General features: G+C 63.8%; 20 protein-coding genes. 13 read left to right on the forward strand and 7 right to left on the reverse strand.

All coding sequences use genetic code 11. The features are described 5' to 3' along the window. Positions 1–8: 8 nt before the first annotated feature. The 3 genes from RTQ46_RS19385 to RTQ46_RS19395 are packed head-to-tail and all read left to right on the forward strand — an operon-like array spanning position 9 to position 1,738. Positions 9–608, forward strand: coding sequence for a TetR family transcriptional regulator (locus RTQ46_RS19385; protein WP_312439181.1), 600 nt, complete (start codon positions 9–11; stop codon positions 606–608). 8 nt (positions 609–616) lie between these two features. Beyond that, positions 617–1,123, forward strand: a complete 507-nt coding sequence (locus RTQ46_RS19390; protein ID WP_312439182.1) for a hypothetical protein — start codon at positions 617–619, stop codon at positions 1,121–1,123. A gap of 27 nt (positions 1,124–1,150) precedes the next feature. Beyond that, positions 1,151–1,738: a hypothetical protein gene (locus tag RTQ46_RS19395; RefSeq protein ID WP_312439183.1), complete on the forward strand. Its 588-nt coding sequence runs from the start codon at positions 1,151–1,153 to the stop codon at positions 1,736–1,738. 160 nt (positions 1,739–1,898) lie between these two features. On the opposite strand, the gene RTQ46_RS19400 is transcribed toward RTQ46_RS19395, so the two are convergent. Next, on the reverse strand, positions 1,899–2,606 hold the full coding sequence (locus tag RTQ46_RS19400; protein WP_312439184.1) for a hypothetical protein: 708 nt from the start codon (positions 2,604–2,606) through the stop codon (positions 1,899–1,901). A 460-nt stretch (positions 2,607–3,066) separates the two neighbouring features. On the opposite strand from RTQ46_RS19400, the gene RTQ46_RS19405 reads away from it, so the two are divergent. Genes RTQ46_RS19405 through RTQ46_RS19420 form a run of 4 tightly spaced genes read left to right on the forward strand, consistent with a single transcriptional unit; the run spans position 3,067 to position 7,361 of the window. Continuing rightward, positions 3,067–3,768, forward strand: a complete 702-nt coding sequence (locus tag RTQ46_RS19405) for a hypothetical protein (RefSeq protein ID WP_312439185.1) — start codon at positions 3,067–3,069, stop codon at positions 3,766–3,768. A 42-nt stretch (positions 3,769–3,810) separates the two neighbouring features. Further along, complete coding sequence (gene mgtA, locus RTQ46_RS19410) at positions 3,811–6,501, forward strand: magnesium-translocating P-type ATPase (RefSeq protein WP_312439186.1); 2,691 nt, start codon at positions 3,811–3,813, stop codon at positions 6,499–6,501. A 36-nt stretch (positions 6,502–6,537) separates the two neighbouring features. Next, a complete protein-coding gene (locus RTQ46_RS19415; protein WP_312439187.1) occupies positions 6,538–6,876 on the forward strand; it encodes a hypothetical protein in 339 nt (112 codons plus the stop codon). Then, positions 6,876–7,361 carry a ribonuclease HI family protein gene (locus RTQ46_RS19420; RefSeq protein ID WP_312439189.1) on the forward strand — a complete coding sequence of 162 codons (486 nt, stop codon included), beginning with the start codon at positions 6,876–6,878 and terminating at the stop codon, positions 7,359–7,361. Before RTQ46_RS19415 ends, RTQ46_RS19420 begins: the two co-directional genes overlap by 1 nt. Before the next feature lie 27 nt (positions 7,362–7,388). Here RTQ46_RS19420 and RTQ46_RS19425 read toward each other — a convergent pair whose 3' ends face one another. The 3 genes from RTQ46_RS19425 to RTQ46_RS19435 form a co-directional block, all read right to left on the reverse strand. Continuing rightward, on the reverse strand, positions 7,389–9,005 hold the full coding sequence (locus RTQ46_RS19425; protein WP_312439191.1) for a methyl-accepting chemotaxis protein: 1,617 nt from the start codon (positions 9,003–9,005) through the stop codon (positions 7,389–7,391). 166 nt (positions 9,006–9,171) lie between these two features. After that, entirely contained in the window at positions 9,172–10,770 is a 1,599-nt protein-coding gene (locus RTQ46_RS19430) for a methyl-accepting chemotaxis protein (protein ID WP_312439193.1), read from the reverse strand. 193 nt (positions 10,771–10,963) lie between these two features. Further along, the gene (locus RTQ46_RS19435; RefSeq protein ID WP_312439195.1) at positions 10,964–11,455 is read right to left on the reverse strand and encodes a chemotaxis protein CheW; all 492 of its coding nucleotides are present in this window, start codon (positions 11,453–11,455) and stop codon (positions 10,964–10,966) included. A 203-nt stretch (positions 11,456–11,658) separates the two neighbouring features. On the opposite strand from RTQ46_RS19435, the gene RTQ46_RS19440 reads away from it, so the two are divergent. From RTQ46_RS19440 to RTQ46_RS19455, 4 genes are all read left to right on the forward strand, one after another. Further along, positions 11,659–12,309, forward strand: coding sequence for an HD domain-containing protein (locus RTQ46_RS19440; protein ID WP_312439196.1), 651 nt, complete (start codon positions 11,659–11,661; stop codon positions 12,307–12,309). Between the two features lie 144 nt (positions 12,310–12,453). Next, positions 12,454–13,737, forward strand: a complete 1,284-nt coding sequence (locus RTQ46_RS19445; RefSeq protein WP_312439198.1) for a TCR/Tet family MFS transporter — start codon at positions 12,454–12,456, stop codon at positions 13,735–13,737. 132 nt (positions 13,738–13,869) lie between these two features. Then, positions 13,870–14,694, forward strand: coding sequence for a transporter substrate-binding domain-containing protein (locus RTQ46_RS19450; protein WP_312439200.1), 825 nt, complete (start codon positions 13,870–13,872; stop codon positions 14,692–14,694). Positions 14,695–14,703: 9 nt separating this feature from the next. Further along, positions 14,704–15,546, forward strand: coding sequence for a DMT family transporter (locus RTQ46_RS19455; protein ID WP_312439201.1), 843 nt, complete (start codon positions 14,704–14,706; stop codon positions 15,544–15,546). Between the two features lie 10 nt (positions 15,547–15,556). On the opposite strand, the gene RTQ46_RS19460 is transcribed toward RTQ46_RS19455, so the two are convergent. Then, the gene (locus tag RTQ46_RS19460) at positions 15,557–17,509 is read right to left on the reverse strand and encodes a CocE/NonD family hydrolase (RefSeq protein ID WP_312439203.1); all 1,953 of its coding nucleotides are present in this window, start codon (positions 17,507–17,509) and stop codon (positions 15,557–15,559) included. A gap of 289 nt (positions 17,510–17,798) precedes the next feature. Here RTQ46_RS19460 and trpS point away from each other — a divergent pair, with 289 nt between their 5' ends. Then, entirely contained in the window at positions 17,799–18,872 is a 1,074-nt protein-coding gene (gene trpS, locus RTQ46_RS19465) for a tryptophan--tRNA ligase (protein ID WP_312439204.1), read from the forward strand. An 87-nt stretch (positions 18,873–18,959) separates the two neighbouring features. Beyond that, entirely contained in the window at positions 18,960–20,555 is a 1,596-nt protein-coding gene (locus RTQ46_RS19470; RefSeq protein WP_312439206.1) for a pyridoxal-dependent decarboxylase, read from the forward strand. Between the two features lie 65 nt (positions 20,556–20,620). Here the strand turns inward: RTQ46_RS19470 and gstA are convergent, their stop codons facing one another. Then, the gene (gstA, locus tag RTQ46_RS19475) at positions 20,621–21,247 is read right to left on the reverse strand and encodes a glutathione transferase GstA (RefSeq protein WP_312439208.1); all 627 of its coding nucleotides are present in this window, start codon (positions 21,245–21,247) and stop codon (positions 20,621–20,623) included. A gap of 18 nt (positions 21,248–21,265) precedes the next feature. Beyond that, a partial coding sequence (gene aceE, locus RTQ46_RS19480; RefSeq protein ID WP_312439210.1) for a pyruvate dehydrogenase (acetyl-transferring), homodimeric type occupies positions 21,266–23,633 on the reverse strand: 2,368 nt, incomplete at its 5' end.

Below are 23,633 nucleotides of genomic sequence, written 5' to 3' on the forward strand. Positions count from 1 at the left end.
CCTATTTCATGAAGAAACGCTCGGCCTCGGCCGATAACATCTGCGCCGTCGCCGTCGTGCATTTTTCCGAACATGGCTACGACGCCTCCTCGCTGTCCGATATCGCCGAGCTGGCCGGCATGCGCAAGGCCTCGCTGTATTCCCACTTCAGCGGCAAGGATGCGCTGTTCCTGGACGTGTTCGACGACGCGCTGGCGCAAGAACAGGCGTTCATGGACCGCTGCTTTGCCGATGAAGCAAACCAGTTCGCCCGCGGCGGCCAGCAGGCCGGCTCGCTGTACTGCGACCGCATGGCCGAACGCTATGCCGGGTCGGCCCACCTGCGCTTTCTGCTGCGCACGGCTTACCTGCCGCCAGCCACGCTGCGCGTGCAGGTCGGCGCCGGCTTCGAAGCGCTGCTGGTGCAGCTGCTGCAGCACTATGTGGCCAGCCTGGAACGCCTCGCGCCCGCCCTGCCCCCGGAGCGCATCGAACTATATGCGCAGGCCTATCTGGGCATCGTCGACAGCCTGCACGTCGAGCTGATCTATGCTGGCGGAGCCGCGCTGCAGCAGCGCCATGCGGCGCTATGGCAGATTTTGTCCGACTCACTGTCCTTAACTATCTGAAAGTTTTCATGAAATACAGCCTGCCTGCCCTTCTGCTTTTCAGCACTTTTACTGTCCAGGCAGCACCGTCGCAGACCGACCGTGCGCAACTGGAGCAAGTGGTGGAAACCTTCCGCCTGTCCCTGATCAACAAGGACAAGGCCAGTTTCATGAAGCTGCTGTTTAGTGAAACCATCCCGTGGATCGGCGTGGTCAAGGACAAGAGCATGACCATGATCGAGGACGAAGGCGGCAAGGTGAACAAGATTACGCCAGGCGCCAGCCCTGTCAAATTCATCGATTCCATCGTCAGCGACAAGGTAGCGGTGGAAGAAAAATTCGACAATGTGCGCATCGATAGCGACGGCGATATTGCGCAGGTGTATTTCGATTACAGCTTCAACCGCGGCGACTACCGCTCCAACTGGGGCCAGGAAGCGTGGCAGCTGGTGCGCACCACGCAAGGCTGGAAAATCAACTCGGTGATCTGGTCGATGGAATTCAACCCGGAAAAGCCGCCGAAAAAAGCGCCATGAGTCAGGATGGCAAACAAGGAGCATCACATGGCAAAGCGTATCGCATGGAAGCAAGGCGACCTGGTCAGCCTCAAGCTGCGTGAGGATCTCTATGCAGTAGCACAGATGGTCAGGAACTCGGTCATGCGCTTTTACGCTGCCAGCAACGCCACCGGCGACTGGAACGGCCTGGTGACCGATACCACACCGGTGCTTTTCAGCGGCTTTGTCGGGAAAATCGTGCTGCGACAGCTTGCGGTCGAACAATTCCAGTCCGGCAGTCCGCTGATTGTCGGCGAGCACGAGCGCTATTGGTTGAGGCCTGTTGTCAATTTTGAGGGAGGCTTCCCGTTTCGTGGCGCCGACCTGGTCGATCTGGGGGCTGGCTGCGCCCTCGACTACAGCGTGATACCTGCGCTGGAAGAAGAACTGACGCTGCCCGCAAGCCGCGACCTGATCGAACGGCATGAGCTGACCAATATGTGGGGCGATGCGGACCTGAGCGACAGGCTGTGCCGCTATTTCGATACCGGCGTCAATCGCGACGATCTGAAGTTCGAGGTCTTTCCCGGTCTGTGGCCGGATCGTGAAAGCCTGCGTCCGCTGACCCGGCGCTTGCCGGTTCCACTGAGATAAACCTGGACAGCCTGGTGCCGGCGCCGCCATTGATCCTGCAGCCAAACGACAGGCCGCCTTCCATGTCCGGCTTCAGGCTATTTTGGAGCCGGCTGCAGGATAGCGCTGCGCCAGCCCGGCAAAATACCGGGCGCCGCCAAATAATTTACGCTGCGACGCATCACGTCGCGCACCTTGCCGTATCGCCGCCCGGCATATCGAGTCGCGCCGTATCAAGTGTGTAGACGACCGACTTCATCGTAGCGTGCACGATCTGGAACAGGGTGCTGTCCCAGCGCGACTTGCTGAAGTGGGAAGTACGGTCGAGGTAGCCCGGAGTGCTGGTGATGGCGTCGACAGCCAGTGTTGTTCCGGCCTTGTCGACGACACGCGTTTGCCACGCCTCGCCGATGGCCGGCCCCAGGCACCGGTAGACTTCGACGCGCCATTGCTTGTCCGGCGACGAGCGCCATAATTTGCGTACCGGTATATCGAGTGCGAAGCCGCAGTCGCGCACACTGCGTGCCGCCTGCTTGATGATCTCGGTATCGGCACGTGCGTCAGTGGCCAGCCGCAGCAGCACCGTGGTCAGTTCCTCCAGCATGCGCTCTTGCTGTTCGGCCGCGGAACTTGCCATCCAGGCGCCGATATCGAAGTCTTCCACGTAGTAGCGGGTGCAGTCCAGTACCTGGCTGCACTGGGTCTCATCGGCCGGTTTTTCACCAAACATGACGGACAGCAGCGATGAGCCATCAAGGACTACACCGGCCGGCAAGAAATGCATCAGCAGCTGGCGCACATGATGCGCCCGTTGATGAAAAGCACAGCCTGGCTGCCAGGCTTTGCCGAGCGGTGTTTCGATTACCCTGATCTCCTTGAGTCGTGCCATTTCACTCCTGTATTTCCTGGGCCGGCCTAGCCTGCATTCGCGCCTGGCATGATAATTCCTGCAATTATAACAACCGCAACCTCGGGCAACCCCAGCCGTCACCAGGGCCCACAGTCCGTCCCACATTACGCTTCGGTAATGTAGCCCATCTTCGCTTGACCTTGCCGTCATGCACTTCTATCATGCGTCCATTATTCATTTTACGGAGTCCCACGTGGGTACTTGTTCCAGTGACAGTAGTCGATCTTGTATCGACAATTAATCCCGGCAAGCACGCGACTTCTCCGCCGCGCCTTGCCGAGCAAGGTGCGGTCCGCAACAGGTTTTCCTGCTGCGCACTTCCTCCCTGACCATTGATTGTCCTGACGGACGGCCATTGAGCCCGACCGTGGGTGCGGCTTGCTGCCGCCCTCCCGGCAACAAGTCTCGCCTGATCTCCCTGCACCCACAGGAGTCGGTGATGATCTGGTATCAAACTTTACAACGCAGCTTGCAAGGCAAGTCGCAACTGCCTGCACTCGCGCTGGGCCTGCTGCTGGCCGCGCCCGACGCACCGGCCGGCCGCCCCCTGACGGTGGACGACGCCGGCATTGCCGACTTCGGCAGCTGCCAGCTGGAAAGCTGGATCGAGACCAGCGGCGGCAAGTCCGCCACTTGGGCCATGCCAGCCTGCAATCTCACGGGCAACTGGGAACTGGCGCTCGGCGCCGCCTCCCTGCCAGTGGAACAGGGCCGCCGCGGAGCCACGGTACTGCAAGGCAAGACGGCGCTGCGCCCTTTGAGCGACAACGGCTGGGGCGCCGGACTGGTGCTGGCGCGCCAGGCGGGCGCGCAGGCGGCCACCAGCATCAACCTGCCCGTCAGCCTGGCCTGGCAAGGGCAAGACATTTTATTGCACGCCAACCTGGGCGCCGTTCGCGCACAAGGCGCACGCACGGCCGCGAGCTGGGGCCTGGCGCTGGAGCGGCAGCTCGGGGAACGCACCGGCATCAGCCTGGAGCGCTTCGGCCAGCGTGGAGACAGCCCCACCACCTCCGTGGGCGTGCGCCGCGCCATCGTGCCGGGCCACCTGCAGATCGACGGCAGCTGGGGCCGCAAGGCTGGCCAGCCAGGCGCCATCTGGTCGCTGGGCCTGGCCTGGAACGGCGCACTGCTGCAGTAGATACCCACACATCGTATTCACCCTAGCCTGAAAGGAAGAGCCATGACCCTCTTCACCCGCCTGTTCGAATCGTTCCTGCGCAAGCGCCATACGGCCAGCCATTTCCGCCGCCGCGCCATGCCACTGGCAAACAGCACCGCCCGGACCGTAGCTGTGCCCGACCACCTGGCGCGCCAGCTGCTGGCCGCCGCCAGCGAAGACCTGGCTGCCGCCTTCAGCCGTCTCGGCACGCGCGACACGGGATTGCGCCAGGACGAGGCGCACGCCATCCTGGAGCGCACCGGCCCCAACGAGGTCGAGCACGAAAAGCCGCTGACCTGGTACCAGCACCTGTGGCTGTGCTACAAGAATCCGTTCAACCTGCTGCTGACGGTGCTGGCGGTGGTGTCTTACCTGACCGAGGACGCCAAGGCCACCATCGTCATCGGCAGCATGGTAATCCTGTCGACGCTGTTGCGCTTCGTGCAGGAAGGCCGCTCGAACCGCGCCGCCGAACGCCTCAAAGCCATGGTCGGCAATACCGCCACCGTGCTGCGCGATGGCGCGCAAGTGGAGCTGCCGATCCGGCAGCTGGCCGAAGGCGACCTGATCGTGCTGTCGGCTGGCGACATGATCCCCGCCGACTGCCGCCTGCTTGTCGCCAAGGACCTGTTTGTCAGCCAGTCGGCGATGACGGGCGAATCCTTGCCGGTCGAAAAAATGGCCGAGCTGGCCGATGGCCAGAATAAAAATCCGATGGACCTGGCCAATCTGCTGTTCATGGGCACCAATGTGATTTCCGGTGCGGCCACGGCGCTGGTGCTGGCCACCGGCAACCGCACCTATTTCGGCGCGATCGCCACGCGCGTCACCGCCACCGAGCGCACCCCGACCGCATTTGAAGCCGGCGTCAACAGCGTCAGCTGGCTCTTGATCCGCTTTGCGCTGGTGATGGCGCCGCTGGTGTTCCTGATCAATGGCTGGACCAAGGGCGACTGGATGGAAGCGTTCCTGTTCGCCTTGTCAGTGGCAGTCGGGCTGACGCCGGAAATGCTGCCGATGATCGTCACCAGCACCCTGGCCAAGGGCGCCGTGAAACTGGCGAAAAAGAAAGTGGTGGTCAAACGGCTCGATGCGATCCAGAACTTCGGCGCGATGGACGTGCTGTGCACCGACAAGACGGGTACCCTGACGCAGGACAAGATCGTGCTCGAGCGCCATACCGACGTGTTCGGCCAGCCATCGGACGAGGTGCTGCGCTTTGCCTACCTGAACAGCCACTACCAGACCGGCCTGAAAAACCTGCTGGACCGCGCCGTGCTCGACCATGTGCAGCTGCAGACGGAAATGCAGCTGGAACGCGACTACGTGAAAGTCGATGAAATCCCGTTCGACTTCGTGCGCCGCCGCATGTCGGTGGTGGTGTCCGAACGCAACGACCACCACGAGCTGATCTGCAAGGGTGCGGTCGAGGAAATGCTGGCCGCCTGCAGTCATCTGCGCCTGGACGGCGTCGATGTGCCGCTCGACACTCTTCTTCTCGACAAGGTGCTGGCCACCACTCACGGCCTGAACGCGGAAGGCCTGCGCGTGGTGGCCGTGGGCGTCAAGGAAGTGCCGCCGCACAAGACCGTATATGGCGTGGCCGACGAAACAGCGCTCACGCTGATCGGCTATGTGGCGTTCCTCGATCCGCCGAAAGAATCCACGGCGCCGGCGCTGCGCGCACTGAAGGAACATGGCGTGACGGTGAAAGTGCTGACCGGCGACAACCACCTGGTGACGGCCAAGATCTGCCGCGAAGTGGGCCTGGCGGTGCACGGCATCTTGCAGGGACCGGAACTGGACGAGATGGACGATGCGCAGGTGGCGCAGGCAGCCGAAAGCCATACCGTGTTTGCCAAGCTGAGCCCGCTGCACAAGGAGCGCCTGGTACGCGCGCTGCGCGGCAATGGCCATATCGTCGGCTTCATGGGCGACGGCATCAACGACGCGCCGGCGCTGCGCGCGGCCGATATCGGCATTTCGGTCGACTCGGCCGTCGATATCGCCAAGGAAGCGGCCGACATTATCCTGCTGGAAAAAAGCCTGATGGTGCTGGAAGAAGGCGTACTGGAGGGCCGCCGCACCTTCAGCAATATGCTCAAATATATCCGCATGACGGCCAGCTCGAACTTCGGCAATGTATTTTCCGTGCTGGTGGCCAGCGCCTTTTTGCCGTTTTTGCCGATGCTGCCGCTGCATCTGCTGGTGCAGAACCTGCTGTACGACGTGTCGCAGATCGCGATTCCGTTCGATAACGTGGATGCCGAACTGATCCAGCAGCCGTTGAGCTGGAACCCGCGCGATATCGGCCGCTTCATGGTATTTTTCGGCCCCCTGAGCTCGATCTTCGACATCAGCACGTTTGTGTTGATGTGGCATGTGTTCGGCGCGAATACGCCGGCGCACCAGACGCTGTTCCAGTCGGGCTGGTTTGTCGTGGGCCTGCTGACGCAGACCCTGATCGTGCACCTGATCCGCACGCCCAAGCTGCCGTTCATCGACAGCATTGCCTCGGTGCCGCTGCTGGTGGCCACCACGGCCATCATGGCGGTGGGCGTGTTCCTGCCGATGGGACCGCTGGCCAGCTACTTCAAGCTGCAGGCCTTGCCACTGGCTTATTTTCCGTGGCTGCTGGCCATCCTGGTCGCGTATACGGTGCTGACGACGCTGATGAAACGCGTTTATCTGCGCAAATTCGGCTGGCAATAGTATGATGTGCCGCTTGCAACCATCCTGAAAGCGCGCATGAGCGGCACACCTACTTCCAAGCGGCCCCAGGCCATCCTGATGTCGGCCCTGGTGTTTCCGGGCACCGGACATTTCGTGCTGGGCCGCAAGGCGCGCGGCGCGCTGTTTGCCGTGCCATCGCTGGTGGCCCTGCTGCTGGTGATCAATAACATCATGGAGCGGACCGGGCAGATCATGGACCAGGTCAACAGCGGCGCGCTGCCGCTCGACGTGCAGCTGATCACGGAAAAAGTGGCGGCCCTGTCCGCCAATGACGGCCCCGGCATGCAGATTGCAGTCGGCGTGCTGGTCGCGTGCTGGATTGCCGCGCTGGTCGATATTCTGTTCATCAAATAATGGTTTCAGGCGCATCGGCGCGCAAGGCGCAGCTGCGGCGCGAGCTGCATGCGGCCAAGCGCCAGGATGATGGCGGGCCGCTGGCCTGGCGCGGCTGGTTCGACGGTTCGGCCCACCCGAACCCGGGCCGGCTGGGCATCGGCGCCCTGCTGCTGGGACCGCATGGCGAGCGCATCGAGATCAGCGAGCCGGCCGGTGACGGCGACAGCAGCGACGCCGAATATGCGGCGCTGACGGCCCTGCTGCAGGCAGCGCTGCTGGTGAAGCCGGCGCAGCTGCTGCTGCATGGCGACAGCCAGGTGGTGATCCATGATGTGCTGGGCACTGCCGTGGTCAAAGGCCTGGCAGCGGAGCGCGCTGCCGTGCTGGCGCTGATGGAGCAATTGCCGCAGGTAAGCTTGCGCTGGGTGCCGCGCCATCGCAATGGCGAGGCGGATCGCTTGTCGCAGATGGCGATTACCGTTGCGGTGGGCAGGTCGGATTAGCGCTCGGCGCGTAATCCGACAACATTGTTAACGCTGACCGAGGTGTTGTCGGATTACGGCCTGCGGCCTGATCCGACCTACCCGACCTGCCTCAATGCCATGCAGCTTGAACACACTGACCACCTCGGCCAACCGGTGCGCCTGGTTCTGCATCGATTCTGCCGCCGCAGCCGCCTCTTCCACCAGCGCGGCATTCTGCTGCGTCACCGCATCCATCTGGCCAATCGCCCGGTTGATCTCGTCGATGCCTACGCTCTGCTCGCTGCTGGCGGCCGTGATTTCGGTAATGATGTCGCTCACGCGCTGCACGCTGGACACGATATCGTTCATGGTGGACCCCGCTTCAGCGACCAGCTTGCTGCCCGCATTGACCTGCTCGACCGAGGCGCCGATCAGCGTCTTGATTTCTTTCGCCGCCGATGCCGAGCGCTGCGCCAGGCTGCGCACTTCGGACGCCACCACCGCGAAGCCACGGCCCTGCTCGCCCGCGCGCGCCGCTTCCACGGCCGCATTCAGGGCCAGGATATTGGTCTGGAAAGCGATGCCGTCGATCACGGCAATGATGTCGACGATCTTGTTCGACGAGGCATTGATCGACTCCATCGTGCCCACCACCTGCGCCACCACGGCGCCGCCCTTGACGGCCACCTGCGAAGCCGAGGCGGCCAGCTGGTTGGCCTGGCGGGCATTATCGGCATTCTGCTTGACAGTCGAGGTCAGCTCTTCCATCGACGAGGCCGTCTCTTCCAGCGAGCCTGCCTGCTGTTCGGTGCGGCTCGACAAATCCTGGTTGCCGGCCGCAATTTCGGTCGACGAGGTGGCGATGCTGTCGGTGCCGCTGCGCACTTCGCCAACGATGCGCAGCAGGCTGGCGTTCATGTCTTTCAGTGCCAGCAGCAATTGTCCCGTTTCATCCATGGCGCTGGCGTCGATCTGCGCCGTCAGGTCGCCATCGGCCACGCGGCGCGCCACGCTGACGGCCGTGCGCAGCGGATGGACGATGCTGATCGTCAGCAGCCAGGCGCACAGGCCGCCAAAGGCCAGCGCCAATACGGCCAGGCCCAGCAGCAGGTTGCGGCTGGTCACCGCCATCGTGTCGATCTCGTGCGCGGTGGCGTCGATGCTGGCGCGCTGGTGCAGCAGCAGGTCCAGCACATGTTTCTGGTACTTGGCCGAGCCGGGCACAAAGGTGTTTTCAAAGACCGCTTTTGCCTCGTCCAGCTGGCCGGCCGTCTTGAGTTTGTTGATCTGGTCGCGCGAGCTCAGGTAGACCTTGCGCATCTCGCTGACCTGGCGAAAGATCTCTTTTTCTTCGTCACTGGTCAGCAGGGCTTCGATCTTCTTCTGCAGCTCGCCCGACGCGGCCGACGACGCTTTCGCTTCGTCCGCGAAATACGGGCCGAGCGAGGTGTCGCTGCTGCGCGCAATCGCGGTGGTGCGGCGGATGCCGCTGTCGATCTTGCCATACCAGTCTGAAATATAGCGTTCCTTGGCCAGCGGCTGCTCCATCATTGCGCGCGTATCCGCGGCCACATCGTGCAGGCGCCACACGCTGATGCCGGTAATAAGAATGGAAAACAACAAAATGCCCGCAAAACCCAGGCCCAGCCGCACACCGATACTGACATTTCTTAATAAATTCATATGATTATCCTGGCGATGACGCAGATTGCGTCTGAGAAGCACGGTAAAAGAAAAGATGGGGGAGATCAAGCAGTGAATGGAGGTTGTTGCAGTCAGACAGTAGGTCGGATTAGCCCGAAGGGCGTAATCCGACAACGGTGTTGGCACTGACCGTGGTGGTGTCGGATTACGCGCGAGCGCTAATCCGACCTGCCCGGCCTGCCCGGCCTGCCTCGACGCCATCGAGCTTGAACACGCTGACGATCTGCGCCAGGCTGTGGGCCTGGTTCTGCATCGATTCGGCCGCTGCCGCCGCCTCTTCCACCAGCGCGGCATTCTGCTGCGTTACCGCATCCATCTGGCCAATCGCCCGGTTGATTTCGTCGATGCCAGCGCTCTGCTCGCTGCTGGCGGCCGTGATTTCGCTGATGATGTCGCTCACGCGCTGCACGCTGGACACGATATCGTTCATGGTGGACCCCGCTTCAGCGACCAGCTTGCTGCCCGCATTGACCTGCTCGACCGAGGCGCCGATCAGCGTCTTGATTTCTTTCGCCGCCGATGCCGAGCGCTGCGCCAGGCTGCGCACTTCGGACGCCACCACCGCGAAGCCACGGCCCTGCTCGCCCGCGCGCGCCGCTTCCACGGCCGCATTCAGGGCCAGGATATTGGTCTGGAAAGCGATGCCGTCGATCACGGCAATGATGTCGACGATCTTGTTCGACGAGGCATTGATCGACTCCATCGTGCCCACCACCTGCGCCACCACGGCGCCGCCCTTGACGGCCACCTGCGAAGCCGAGGCGGCCAGCTGGTTGGCCTGGCGGGCATTATCGGCATTCTGCTTGACAGTCGAGGTCAGCTCTTCCATCGACGAGGCCGTCTCTTCCAGCGAGCCGGCCTGCTGTTCGGTACGGCTCGACAGGTCCTGGTTGCCAGCCGCAATTTCGGTGGACGAGGTGGCAATGCTGTCGGTGCCGCCGCGCACTTCGGCAACGATGGTCAACAGGCTGCCGTTCATGTCTTTCAGTGCCAGCAGCAACTGCCCTGTTTCATCTGTGGCGCTGGCGTCGATCTGCGCCGTCAGGTCGCCGTCAGCCACGCGGCGCGCCACGCTCACCGCCATGCGCAGCGGACGGACGATGCCGGCCGTCAGCAGCCAGGCGCAGAGCACGCCGAACACCAGCGCCAGCGCGGCCAGTCCCAGCAGCAGGTTGCGGCTGGTCGTGGCCACCGCATCGATATCGCGTGCGGTGGCGTCGATGGTGGCGCGCTGGTGCTCCAGCAGGTCGAACACCATCTTCTGGTACTTTGCCGCAGCGGGAACAAAGGTCTTCTCGAACACTGCGTTGGCGGCGTCGGCCTGGCCTTCGCCCTTGAGCTTGTAGACCTGGTCGCGCGAGCCCAGGTAGACCTTGCGCTGCTCCAGCAAGGCGGCAAACATGGTTTTTTCTTCTGGCTGGTCGATCAGCGCCTCGATTTTCTTTTGCAGTTCGGCCGAGCTGGCCGACGACACTTTCGATTCCTCGGCGAAATACGCGCTCAGGCTGGTGTCGGAGCTGCGGGCGATCGCGATGGTGCGGCGCACGGCGCTGTCGATGCGGCTGTACCAGTCCGAGATATGGCGTTCCTTGGCCAGCGGCTGCTGCATCATGGCGCGCGTATCGGACGCCACGTCGTGCAGGCGCCAGACGCTGATGCCGGTGATCAGCATCGAAAACAGCAGGATGATGGCAAAGCCGATGCCGAGGCGTACACCGATGCTGACGTTTCTTAATATATTCATGGAACTGTCCTGGAAGCTGAAACCTGAGGCGCAACAGGCACATTGCGTAGTGGCGGTCGGGGGGGAATTGGGGCCTGCGACGAAAAGAGGCGCACGGTTTGCAAGCAAACCGTGCGCCGGCAGCCCAACGGCGAAGTGCCGGGGTCGGATCCTGAGGGTCCGACCCCGGGTTTTGCTGTTGGGTTAAAAGCAGTTACGCGGCCAGCTTTTCAATCAGGCCCATGTCGGCGCTCGACATCAGCTGGTCGATATCGACCAGGATCAGCATGCGCTCGTCGATGGTGCCCAGGCCGATCACGTATTCGGTATTGATCGAGCGGCCCATGTCCGGCGCCGGCTTGATCTGTTCCGGCAGCAGGGTCGTCACGTCGGAGACGCGGTCAACTACCATGCCGACCACGCGGTTGCCGATATTGAGGATGATAACGACGGTGAACTGGTCATAGCTGGGCGTGCCCAGGTTGAACTTGATGCGCATGTCGACGATCGGCACGATGATGCCGCGCAGATTGACCACGCCCTTGACGAATTCGGGCGCATTGGCGATGCGGGTCGGCGTTTCATAGCTGCGGATTTCGCTGACTTTCTGGATGTCGATGCCATATTCTTCCTGGCCCAGGGTAAAGGCCAGGTATTCGGCGGCCTTGGCGACGCTGGCGCCGGACTCGCTGGTGGTGGTGTTCATGGTAATCCTTTGAGAAGCACAAAGCGCAGCGGCGCATGGCCTGCCGCGTTTGCGTGAAAATTATTAAATAATGCATTGGAATTGCAATGCAGCAATGTTACCCCATGTAAATTTTACATGCACTAAAAAAGAACACTGCAGGGCTTGCAGCAACCGGGATACGCGTTTTATGCCACACTGCTGCTTTTCACCATAGTCCAAACATGCAAGCTTTGCTTACCCAATGGCAGCCACGCCTGCTTGCGCTGGCGTCCGCCGGCCTCGGCGACGACAGCGCCCACGACATCAACCACCTGCACCGCGTCTGGCGCAATGCGGCCATTTTGCTGGAGCAGTATCCGACCGCCGACGCGCTGGTGGTGATGGCCGCCTGCTATCTGCACGACCTGGTCAACCTGCCGAAAAACCACCCGGAGCGCCACCTGGCTTCGCGCCAGGCGGCCGCACTGGCCTGCCGCCAGCTGGCGGAACTGGGTTTTCCCGAAGAAAAGCTGACGGCAGTCGGCCACGCGATCGAAACGCACAGTTTTTCCGCCGACCTGACGCCCGTCACCATCGAGGCGCAGATCGTGCAGGATGCCGACCGCATCGATGCGCTGGGCGCCGTGGGCCTGGCGCGCATGTTTTATACGGCAGCGCGCATGGACAGCGCGCTGGCCCACGGCAGCGATCCGCTGGCGCTGCACCGGCCGCTCGACGACAAGGCGTATTCGCTCGACCATATCGTCACCAAGCTCGACAAGTTGCCCGGCAAGATGCAGACGCCGGCCGGACGCGCACTGGCCCAGCAGCGCCTGCAGATCCTGCTCGATTTCCGCGCCACCTTTGCCGAAGAATGGGGCTCGGCGGTATGACAGGGCCGGGCCATAGCCAGCACGACGCGCGCTGTCTATAATACAAGGCCCAGCCATCGCGCTGCCGCGCCCTGGCGCCGGCGCAACGCCAACCATTCCAGCTCCGCCGGCCGCATGGCTGCGCGGGGCGCGCTGAAAGCTTGCATGACCGACCACGCTACGCCTGAACCATCATCGCCGTCCTCCACCGCCACTCCCGCGCGTGCCGGCAACCTCAATTTCATCTTGGTCTGCGTCTTTATCGACATGCTGGGCATCGGGCTGGTGGTGCCGGTGCTGCCCATCCTGATCGGCGACTTTGTCAACGGCAAGGACCAGCAGGCGATGTGGTACGGCATCATGGCGGCCGTATTCGGCTTGCTGCAATTTATTTTCATGCCGATGCTGGGCGCCATCAGCGACCGCGTCGGGCGCCGCCCCGTGCTGCTGTATTCGATGGCCGGCATGGGCGTCAACTTCCTTGCCACCGGCTGGGCGCCCAACCTGGCCTGCCTGTTTATCGGCCGCATCATCGGTGGCGTGTCTTCGGCCAGCATGTCGGTCGCGTCCGCCTATGCGTCCGATATTTCCACGCCGGACAACCGCGCCAAGAGCTTCGGCAAGATCGGTGCCGCCTTTGGCCTTGGCTTTATCTGCGGCCCGATGCTGGGCGGCCTGCTGGGCGATATCAATCTGCACCTGCCCTTCTTTGTAGCGGGCGCCCTGTCGGCCGCCAACTTCATCTACGGTTACTTCATGGTGCCGGAATCGCTGGCGCCGGGCCCGCGCGCGCCGTTCACGCTGGCGCGCATCAATCCGTTCGCGGCCCTGCTCAAGCTGGTGCGCCGCGTCGAGATCCGCGGCCTGGTGCTGGCGTTTGGCCTGATGACGTTTGCGCAGATGATGCTCAATACCACCTGGGTGCTGTACACGCACTTCCGCTTCGACTGGACGCCGCGCCAGAACGGCATCGCGCTGTTCTGCGTGGGCCTGTGCGCGGCCGTGGTGCAGGCGGGCCTGTTGGGCATCCTGATCAAGCGCCTCGGCGAAGTACGGCTGTCGCTGCTGGGCATGGCCTCGGGCGCGATTACCTATCTGCTGTACGGCCTGGCGACGCAGGGCTGGATGATGTATGCGCTGATTTTATGCAATCTGCTGGCGTTTGCCGCCGGCCCCGCGCTGCAGGGGATTATCTCCAAGGCGTCGGCGGCCGGCGAACAGGGCGAGCTGATGGGTTCCTTGCAATCGATCAGCAGCCTTGGCATCATTATCATGCCGCTGCTGGGCAGCGTGATTCTGGGCGAAGTGAGCCATTTGCCGGCCAATGACTGGCGTATCGGCAGCACGTTTTTTGTCTGCGCCATCATGCAGACGCTGGGCATGATCGTGGCCTGGCGCTACTTCAAGGCCAGGGACATGGCGCGCAATGCGGCGCCAGCCGTGAAATAAACCGCATGGGCAGCGGCATAACATTGCCACTCAGCAATAAATGAGCGAGAATGAATCATCGACCGGAGTACACACCGCAAAAATCTGCCGCGCCTTACCGATGCGCGGCACCGAGGGTAGCAAGGGATGGGGATGACTGACTTTTATTGCAGCGCCTGGCGCCGTACCGCGGCCGCGATGGCGCTGCTGGCTTTGCCATTGCTGGCGCGGGCAGATTGCTCGCGCGATATCCATGTGCCCGTGTCGCAGATCGGCGCCAGCGTGGTGGGCGCCGGCACCACCGTCAGCGGCATCTACCCCGACCTGCTGCGCAACCTGGGCGCGAAGATGGGCTGCAATTTTATTTTCAGCGTGGTGCCCCGCGCGCGCCTGGAAGCGCTGTTTGAAACCGGCAAGGCCGACCTGCTGATTCCGGCCAGCGGCACGCCGCGCCGCGACCAGCACGGCCTGTTCATTCCGCTGCTGGGCAACCGGCCGCTGCTCATTACCCTGCAGGGCGCGCGCGAGCCGATCACGACCATGCAGGAACTGATCGAGCGGCGCGAAGTGCGCGTGGCGCTGGTGCGCGGCTACGACTACGGCCCGTCCTACCAGGCGCTGGCGAAAGAACTGGGCAGCCAGGGCCGCCTGTTCTATGAAGTCGATGCCCTGTCGGTGGCGCGCCTGATGCAAAGCGGCTTTATCGATGCCACCATCATGAACCCCACCATCCTGGCGGGCATGGCGCAAAACGACGCGCGCGTGTCCGGCCTGGCCGACCGCCTGCGCCTGGAAGCGCTGCCGGAGTTGCCTTGGGGCCTGAGCGGCGCATATATTTCGCGCAAGTCGCTCAATGCGAACGACCAGGCCGTGCTGCGCGAACTGCTGGAAAAAGCCGCCCGCTCGGGCGCCATCATGGAAAGCTTCCAGCGCAGCCACCGGCCGGAACTGCTGTCGGCCAGCATCCGTCCGCGCTGAGAATAGTTCGTGTCCGGCCTGGTCGTCGCCGTGGTGCTGTTTGCGGCCCTGCTGCATGCCAGCTGGAACGCCATCGTCAAGGCAGGCAGGGACGTGTTCCTGACCACCGTGCTGGTGTCAGGCGGCGCCGCCGGCATTTCGCTGCTCGCCCTGCCCTTCCTGGAGCGGCCGGCGCCAGCCAGCTGGCCCTGGCTGGCGGCCTCGGTCGTAGCCCAGCTCGCTTATTACAGTCTGCTGGCGGCCGCCTATCGGGCCGGCGACATGAGCCACGCCTATCCATTGATGCGCGGCAGCGCGCCGCTGATGGTGGCGCTGGCCAGCTGGCCGCTGCTGGGAGAAAAACTGTCGGCGATGCAAATGGCCGCCATCGCCTGCATCTGTGCCGGCGTGCTGAGCCTCTACCTGGCGTCGCGCGCCAACGGCCAGCACACCGGCCGCGCCACCGTCCTTGCCTTGCTGAACGCCTGCGTGATCGCCGGCTACACGCTGATCGACGGCATCGGCGTGCGCCTGTCCGGCGCACCGGCCGCCTACACCATGTGGATCTTCGTGCTCAATGGCGCCGGCCTGCTGCTGTGGACCCTGGCGCGCCGGCGCCGCGACCTGGCGCGCTACGCGGCTACCCAATGGCGCGTGGCGCTGGTGGGCGGCTGCGGCACGCTGGCGTCCTACGGCCTGGCCTTGTGGGCCATGACGCGCGCGCCGGTGGCCGCCGTCGCCGCGCTGCGCGAAACGTCGATCATGTTCGCCAGCATGATCGCGCTGGTGGTGCTGCGCGAAAAAATCAGTCCGCGCCGCTGGCTGGCCATCGCCCTGATCGCAGCGGGCGCGGTGCTGATGCGCGTCGCCTGAAAGCAGCAGCCTAGCGCGCCACCTGCGCCGCTTCCTGCGCCGAAATGATCGGCAACTCGACCGCGCTGCTGCTTCCCGCCGCGTGGTACACGCGCTGGGTCGCCTTTTGATAATCCTGCGGCTGCGCCAGGAAAATGTTCGGCACGAAGGTTTGCGGATTGCGGTCGTACAGCGGGAACCAGCTCGACTGCACCTGCACGGCGATGCGGTGGCCGGGCAGGAACACGTGATTCGCATTCGGCAGCGCGAAGCGGTAGCGCTCGACCTTGCCGGCGGGGATCGCCGCCGGGTGTTCCAGGCTATCGCGGTAGCGGCCGCGGAAGATATCCATCGCCACGCCCAGCTGGTAGCCGCCCATGGCCGGCTGCGACGGCACTTCGTCGGGATACACGTCGATCAGCTTCACCACCCAGTCGGCGTCGGTGCCGCTGGTGCTGGCAAACAGGTTGACCACCGGCGCGCCGGCGATGCGCACCGCTTCCTTCAACGGCTCCGATACATAGCTGAGCACGTCGGTGCGGTCGGCATAGCCGCGCTGGTCGCTGACCAGCCACGGCTTCCACACATCGCCATCGTTCAGGCGCACCGGGCGCGGCACGAACGGCACCGGCTTGGCCGGATCGGACACATATTCGTCGTAGGCGCCGCTGGCGGCATCGGGCGCACCGGCCGGCGCAGTGAAGCCCAGCTTGTAGCCATCCTGCAGGTAGATCGGCGTCAGTTTCGTGTCGCAGGTGTCGCACGCCAGCGGCCAGCGCTGCAGGCGCTGCCACTGATTGGTGCCGCTCTGGTACGACAGCACCGGCGGCGTATGGGCGTCGGGCGCATCGTCTTTCAGGTATTGATTGAGGAACGGCTGCATGACTTTTTCGCGGAACTGGCGCGCCGTGTCGCCGTCGAATTTCAGGGCGCCCAGCGAGGAACCCTCATAGTTGACGCCGCTATGGCGCCACGGCCCGATGGCCAGGTAGTTCAGGTTGTTGAGCCGGTCCTTGCCTTCCAGGGCCGCATAGGTCGCGTAGGGTCCATAGATATCTTCCTGGTCCCACTGCCCCACCACGTGCATGGTCGGCACGATCAGCGGCCGTTTGGCGAGGATCTTGTCGAGCGCCTGTTCCTGCCAGTAGCTGTCGTAGGCCGGGTGTTCGAACAGTTTTTTGGCGTAGGTCAGCTTGTCGATGCCGAATTTTTTCGCGAAGTCGCCGGCCGAGCCGATGCGCAGGTAGGCATCGTAGTCGTCATAGCTGCCCAGCGCCGGCGATTCGCCGCCGCCGCGCACGCTGGTCTGCCCGGCCAGGTAGCCCAGGCTCGGCATGCGGAAAGCGCCATTGTGGAACCAGTCGTCGCCGCGCCAGCCGTCGACCATGGCGCTCATCGGGATCGCCACTTTCAGCGCCGGGTGCGGGTCGACCAGCGCCATCAGCACGGTATGGCCTTCGTAGGACGAGCCCAGCATGCCGACCTTGCCGTTGGTTTCGGGAATATGCTTGACCAGCCAGTCGATCGTGTCCCAGGCATCCGTGACATTGTCGACCCTGGTATTGTTGAGCGGGCCGCGCACCGGGCGCGTCATCACATAGTCGCCTTCGGAACCGTATTTGCCGCGCACATCCTGGAACACGCGGATATAGCCGTTCTCGACCAGCGTGTCGTCGCCCTGCGGCAGGGTCGCCAGCATGCTGGGACTGCCGGCGCGCTGGGCGCGGCGCGCCGCGTTGTACGGCGTACGGGTCAGCATGATCGGCGCGCGCTTGGCGCCCTTCGGCACCACGATCACGGTATACAGCTTGACGCCGTCGCGCATCGGGATCATCACCACCCGCTTGACGTAGTCGTTCAGGTCCGGCATCACCAGCTTGCTGCCGATATCGGGTGTCATCGGCGGCGTTTGCGCCAGCACAGGTGTGGCCAGGGTGGCAATCAGGGCAAGGCTGGCAAGCCGGACAGGTGGTGCAAGGCGCATGGGGACTCCAATATTAAATAACAGGAAAAATATCCAACCAGCAATAATACCCGTAATGCAAAATGTTCACGCCAGATAAATTGCCGGGCAGCTTGACAGACCGCTGTCAAACTGCAACCATACCGCCATGAATTTTATCCAGTCACAACACGCCTGCACGAATTGGTGGTCCCGCTCACTCCGCGCGGCCACTGCATAGTGATGTGATTTATGATCAACGCCGCCTCGCTCGGTGGCGTAACAGGCAAAACCTGGATCATCCCGACAAGGCGGCTCGAAAGGAAACTTGATGAGCTTGCCGAACACCCCAGACACTCCTGATACTCCAGACACTGCCGCGCCGCTGTCGGCCGCCGCCATCGCCTCGCAATCGGTGATCCTGACGGGCGACCGCCCGACCGGCCCGCTGCACCTGGGCCACTACGTGGGCAGCCTGCGCAACCGCGTCGCCTACCAGAACGATTTCAAGCAGTTCATCATGCTGGCCGACGCCCAGGCGCTGACCGACAATATGGACGATATCGACAAGGTCCACCGCAACGTGGTGGAAGTGGCGCTCGACTACCTGGCCGTCGGCATCGACCCCAGCAAGACCACCGTCTTTATCCAGTCGCAGATTCCCGAGCTGGCCGAACTGACGTTTTATTACCTCAATATCGTCACCGTGGCGCGCCTCGAGCGCAACCCGACCGTCAAGGAAGAAATCCGCCTGCGCGGCTTCGAGCGCGACATTCCGGCCGGCTTCCTGACCTACCCGGCCAGCCAGGCGGCCGACATCACCGCCTTCAAGGCCGGCGTGGTGCCGGTCGGCGAAGACCAGATTCCGATGATCGAGCAGACCAATGAAATCGTGCGCCGCTTCAACCGCATGTACAACCGCGAAGTGCTGATGGAGTGCAAGGCGCTGGTGCCGGAAATCGGCCGCCTGCCCGGCATCGACGGCAAGGCCAAGATGAGCAAGTCGCTGGGCAACACCATCAACCTGGGCGCCACGCCGGAAGAAATCACGGCCGCCGTGAAAAAAGTCTACACCGACCCGCTGCACCTGCGCGTGGCCGACCCTGGCCACCTGGAAGGCAACGTGGCATTCATCTACCTCGATGCGTTCGACCAGGAAAAAGCGGCACTGGAAGAAATGAAGGCGCACTATGTACGCGGCGGCCTGGGCGACAGCATCGTCAAGAAGCGCCTGGAAGTGGTGCTGCAGGAGATGCTGGCGCCGATCCGCGCCCGCCGCGAAGAGTTCGCCAAGGACAAGGGCCAGGTGATCCAGATGCTGAAAGAAGGCACCTTCCGCGCACGCGAAGTGGCGGCGCGTACGGCCGATGAAGTCAAGTCGGCGCTGGGCTTGAATTATTTCTAAGCTTTCAACCCAACGGCAGATTCCGGGGTCGGACCCTGAGGGTCCGGCCCCAGCCTTGTCTTGGGGTCACGAACTGAAACACAGGCAATGACCGACACCCCTATCGAACAGCTGCTGTCGCAGCACTTTTCCATCGATGCACTGCAACAGTCGCCCGCGCCGCTTCAGCAGGCGCTGCGGATGCTGGGCGTCTGGCTGGCCGGCGCGCGCGACGTGCCGTATCCGCATGTGCCGTTCGAGCAGCTGCTCACGCAGCTGGCCGACACGCAGCCGCCCGCGCACGGCATGCCGGTCACCGCCTTCCTGGAAGAGCTCGACAGCACCGTGCTGGCCAATACGGCCCAGCTCAACCACCCGCGCTATATCGGCCACATGACCCAGGCCCTGCCCTGGGTCAGCGTGCTGGCCGAAACGTTTACGGCCGCACTGAACCAGAACCAGGTCAAGATCGAGACGGCGTATGTCTCGACCCTGATCGAAAAGCAGCTGCTGGGCTGGCTGCACCGCCAGGTGTACCAGCACGACGAGGCCGTCTACACGCAGGCGATGGCCGCCACCAGCGGCGCGCTGGGCAATGTGGTCAATGGCGGCACCATGGGCAACCTGACGGCGCTGGCGGTGGCGCTGGAACACCAGCTGCCCGGCACGAGAAAGCGCGGCCTGTTTGCCACCATGCAGGAATCCGGCCACGCCGGCCTGGCCGTGATCGGCTCGGCGCGCAGCCATTATTCGATCAAGAAAGCGCTCGGCACGCTGGGCCTCGGCGAAGCGGCGCTGCAGCTGGTGCCGGTCGACCGCGACAACCGCATCGACATCAAACAGCTGGAAGCGACGATAGCCGATTTAAAGGCGCGCAATATCAGGATCGTCGCCATGATCGGCATTGCCGGCACCACCGAGACGGGCGCTATCGATCCGCTGGCCGCAATGGCGGCGATCGCCGCGCGCGAAGCGATCTGGTTCCATGTCGATGCCGCCTGGGGCGGCGCGCTGCTGATCGCCGAACAGTTCCGTCCGCTGTATGAAGGCATACACCTGGCCGACTCGGTGGTGATCGACGGCCACAAGCTGCTGTGGGTGCCGATGGCGCAAAGCATGGTGCTGTTCAAAAACAGCGCCAGCCTGAACCTGCTGAAACACAACGCCAATTACATCCTGCGCGACAACTCGGGCGACCTGGGCCAGACTTCGCTGGAAGGCTCGCGCCGCTTCGACGCACTGAAACTGTGGACCTCGTTCAAGGTGCTGGGGGTATCGGGCTACACCACCTTGCTGCAGCAGGCGGCGACCTTGAGCCGGCAGTTGCAGGAGCTGCTGGCCGACCAGCAGGACTTCGAGCTGGTCACGCGTTCCGACACGTTTATCCTCACCTACCGCTATGTGCCAGTGCCGCTGCGCCAGCGCATGGAGCTGCTGTTGGCCAGCGGCGACAGCGAGGGCGCGCTTGCACTCAACACCCGGCTCAACAGCCTCAACGCCAGGCTGCAGAACCGGCAAAAGGCCGAAGGCCGGAGTTTCGTCTCGCGCACCGTGCTCGAATCGACGCGCTATCCGGGTCCGACCAATGTGCTGCGCGTGGTAATGACCAACGTCAGGACCCGTCCCCACCACCTGCGCGCCATCCTCGATGAACAGCGCGCCATCGGCCAGGTGCTGGCGCATGAACTGGAACTGGAAGGCTGACGCACCGCGCCAGCCCAAGAAAAAGCCCCTGCAACGGCAGGGGCTCGCAAATTCCACTCCCGCGGCTACCTGGCCGCGCGGGACGCTTCCACCCTTAGCGCTTCGCGCACCGCCGGCCGCGCCGCGACGCGCGCCAGGAATGCCCTGACCTGCGCAAAGGCGCTCAGATCGACCCTGGCCAGGTCGGACCAGTTCAGGATCGTGAACAGATACGCGTCGGCCACGGTAAACTGCGCGCCGAGCAGAAACTGGCGGCCGTCGGCCAGGTGCCGCTCCACGTAGTCGAGCCGCGCGGCGATGCGCGAACGGGCCACGTCCTGCGCCTGCAGCCCGTATTCCGGGTGAAACAGCCAGGGGCTGAACGCCTTGTGCAGTTCGGTGGCGACAAATCCCAGCCACGATTGCAGCTGTACCCGCGCCATGCTGCCGGCCGCTGGCGCCAGCCCGCTGGCTGGCGCAAGATCGGCCAGGTATTGCACCATGGCCGTGCCTTCCAGCAGGATCGTGCCGTCATCGAGTTCCAGCGCCGGCACGTACAGGTTGGGGTTGACGAGGGCGTAGTCGGCGCCCGTGTCGGTGATCCGCGGGATGGTGCGGATATCGACCCGTTCGAGCTGCAGCCCGATGCCCGCTTCGAGGGCGACGATATGGGGCGACAGCGAACAGGTGCCGGTGGCGTAATACAGTTTCATGGTTTTACTCCTCAACAGTCAGATGGATGCGGGATCGGACTTGCCGGCATCGATGCCGTATTTTGCGATCGCTTCGGCCACCACCCTGCGTGGCAGCGCGCCGTCGTCGGCCAGCGCCTTCAGTGCCGCCAGCACGATGAAATGGCGGTCCACTTCAAAGAAGGTACGCAGCGATTCGCGCGTGTCCGAGCGGCCAAAGCCGTCCGTGCCAAGACTCACGAAGCGCCGGTCGTTGACGAACGGGCGCACCTGGTCGCCGACGATCTTCATGTAGTCGGTGGCCACCACCACCGGGCCCTGGCGGCTCGCCAGGCATTGCTGCACATACGGCACGCGCGGCGTATCGGCCGGGTGCAGCAGGTTCCAGCGTTCGGCCGCCATGCCCTCGCGGCGTACCTCGGTCAGGCTGGTGGCGCTCCAGGTGTCGCTGGCGACGCCGAAGTCCTGCAGCAGCAATTGCGCCGCGGCGATCACTTCGCGCAGGATCGAGCCGCTGCCCATCAGCTGCACGCGCGGCGCGGCGCCGTCCGTTGCCGCGCCTTCGTGCAGCAGGTACAGCCCCTTCAATATGCCCGCTTCGGCGCCTTCCGGCATCGCCGGATGCGGGTAGTTTTCATTGAGCAGCGTGATGTAGTAATAGACATCCTCGTGTTCGGCGAACATGCGGCGCATGCCGTCCTGGATGATCACGGCCAGCTCGTAGGCATAGGTCGGGTCGTACGAGACGCAGGTGGGAATCACCGACGACAGCACGTGGCTGTGGCCATCGTCATGCTGCAGCCCCTCGCCCATCAGCGTGGTGCGCCCCGAGGTGGCGCCCAGCAGGAAGCCGCGCGTGCGCGCATCGGCGGCCGCCCAGGCCAGGTCGCCCACGCGCTGCAGGCCGAACATCGAATAGAAGATATAGAACGGGATGGTGGCCAGGCCATGGTTGGCGTAGGAAGTACCGGCCGCGATCCACGACGAAATCGCGCCCGACTCATTGATCCCCTCCTGCAGGATCTGGCCATCTTTCGCCTCCTTGTAGTAGCTGAGCTGGCCGGCATCCTGCGGCGTGTACAGCTGGCCCAGCCAGGAATGGATGCCGATCTGGCGAAACAGCCCTTCCATGCCGAAGGTGCGCGATTCGTCCGGCACGATGGGTACCACGATATTGGCCAGCGCCGGGTCCTTCAGCAGGGTGCCCAGCATGCGCACGAAGGCCATGGTGGTCGACGAGGCGCGCTCGCCGCTGTCCTTGAGCTGGGTGGCAAAGGCCGACAGCGGCGGCACCGGCAAGGCCGGCACGCGGGCGTCGCGGGCGGGAATATGGCCGCCCAGCGCCTGGCGGCGCGCGGCAAAATAGCGCGCCTCCTCGCTGCCCGGCGCCGGCTTCAGGTAGGGCATCTCTTCGAGTTGCGCGTCGCTGACGGGCAGCGCAAAGCGGTCGCGAAAGGCGCGCACCGCTTCCAGGCTCATTTTCTTGAGCTGATGGTTGATGTTCTGGCCTTCGCCGGCCTCGCCCATGCCGTAGCCCTTGACGGTCTTTGCCAGGATCACGGTGGGTCGCCCTTGCGTGCGCATCGCCTCGGCATACGCCGCGTGCACTTTTTCGGGGTCGTGCCCGCCGCGCGCGAGGCGCCAGATATCGTCGTCGGACATGTCGGCCACCAGCGCCAGCAGTTCTGGATATTTGCCGAAGAAGTGTTCGCGCACATAGGCGCCGTTTTGCGACTTGAAGGTCTGGTAATCGCCATCGACGCACTCCATCATGCGCTGGCGCAGCAGGCCGCTGGCGTCGCGCTGCAGCAGCGCGTCCCAGCCACTGCCCCAGATCACCTTGATGACGTTCCAGCCGGCCGCGCGGAAAGTGCCTTCCAGTTCCTGGATTACCTTGCTGTTGCCGCGCACGGGGCCGTCGAGGCGTTGCAGGTTGCAGTTGACGACGAAGATCAGGTTGTCGAGCTTTTCGCGCCCGCCCAGCGAAATGGCGGCCAGCGATTCGGGCTGGTCCATCTCGCCGTCACCGAGAAACGCCCACACCTTGCGGCCCTGGTGCGGTGTCAGGTCGCGGTATTCCAGGTAGCGCATGAAGCGCGCCTGGTAGGCCGCCGTCAGCGGTCCCAGCCCCATCGACACGGTGGGGAACTGCCAGAAGTCCGGCATCAGGCGCGGATGCGGATACGACGACAGGCCGTCGCGCCCCGCTTCGCGCCGGTAGTTGTCCAGCTGCGCCTCGCTGATGCGCCCTTCCAGGTAGGCGCGCCCGTAGATGCCGGGCGCCGAGTGGCCCTGGATATACACCAGGTCGCCGGCGAACTGCTCGGTGCGGCCACGGAAGAAATGATCGAAGCCGACGTCGTACAGCACCGCCGCCGACTGATAGGTGGCGATATGACCGCCCACG

This window comes from Janthinobacterium sp., assembly GCF_031995485.1.
In the GTDB taxonomy this organism is placed as follows: domain Bacteria; phylum Pseudomonadota; class Gammaproteobacteria; order Burkholderiales; family Burkholderiaceae_D; genus Janthinobacterium.

Bases quoted from the DNA above. Each gene is read 5' to 3' on its own strand.
- RTQ46_RS19385 (WP_312439181.1), top strand. From the start codon at position 9: ATGAAGAAACGCTCGGCCTCGGCCGATAACATCTGCGCCGTCGCCGTC.
- RTQ46_RS19390 (WP_312439182.1), top strand. From the start codon at position 617: ATGAAATACAGCCTGCCTGCCCTTCTGCTTTTCAGCACTTTTACTGTC.
- RTQ46_RS19395 (WP_312439183.1), top strand. From the start codon at position 1,151: ATGGCAAAGCGTATCGCATGGAAGCAAGGCGACCTGGTCAGCCTCAAG.
- RTQ46_RS19400 (WP_312439184.1), bottom strand. From the start codon at position 2,606: ATGGCACGACTCAAGGAGATCAGGGTAATCGAAACACCGCTCGGCAAA.
- RTQ46_RS19405 (WP_312439185.1), top strand. From the start codon at position 3,067: ATGATCTGGTATCAAACTTTACAACGCAGCTTGCAAGGCAAGTCGCAA.
- mgtA (WP_312439186.1), top strand. From the start codon at position 3,811: ATGACCCTCTTCACCCGCCTGTTCGAATCGTTCCTGCGCAAGCGCCAT.
- RTQ46_RS19415 (WP_312439187.1), top strand. From the start codon at position 6,538: ATGAGCGGCACACCTACTTCCAAGCGGCCCCAGGCCATCCTGATGTCG.
- RTQ46_RS19420 (WP_312439189.1), top strand. From the start codon at position 6,876: ATGGTTTCAGGCGCATCGGCGCGCAAGGCGCAGCTGCGGCGCGAGCTG.
- RTQ46_RS19425 (WP_312439191.1), bottom strand. From the start codon at position 9,005: ATGAATTTATTAAGAAATGTCAGTATCGGTGTGCGGCTGGGCCTGGGT.
- RTQ46_RS19430 (WP_312439193.1), bottom strand. From the start codon at position 10,770: ATGAATATATTAAGAAACGTCAGCATCGGTGTACGCCTCGGCATCGGC.
- RTQ46_RS19435 (WP_312439195.1), bottom strand. From the start codon at position 11,455: ATGAACACCACCACCAGCGAGTCCGGCGCCAGCGTCGCCAAGGCCGCC.
- RTQ46_RS19440 (WP_312439196.1), top strand. From the start codon at position 11,659: ATGCAAGCTTTGCTTACCCAATGGCAGCCACGCCTGCTTGCGCTGGCG.
- RTQ46_RS19445 (WP_312439198.1), top strand. From the start codon at position 12,454: ATGACCGACCACGCTACGCCTGAACCATCATCGCCGTCCTCCACCGCC.
- RTQ46_RS19450 (WP_312439200.1), top strand. From the start codon at position 13,870: ATGACTGACTTTTATTGCAGCGCCTGGCGCCGTACCGCGGCCGCGATG.
- RTQ46_RS19460 (WP_312439203.1), bottom strand. From the start codon at position 17,509: ATGCGCCTTGCACCACCTGTCCGGCTTGCCAGCCTTGCCCTGATTGCC.
- trpS (WP_312439204.1), top strand. From the start codon at position 17,799: ATGAGCTTGCCGAACACCCCAGACACTCCTGATACTCCAGACACTGCC.
- RTQ46_RS19470 (WP_312439206.1), top strand. From the start codon at position 18,960: ATGACCGACACCCCTATCGAACAGCTGCTGTCGCAGCACTTTTCCATC.
- gstA (WP_312439208.1), bottom strand. From the start codon at position 21,247: ATGAAACTGTATTACGCCACCGGCACCTGTTCGCTGTCGCCCCATATC.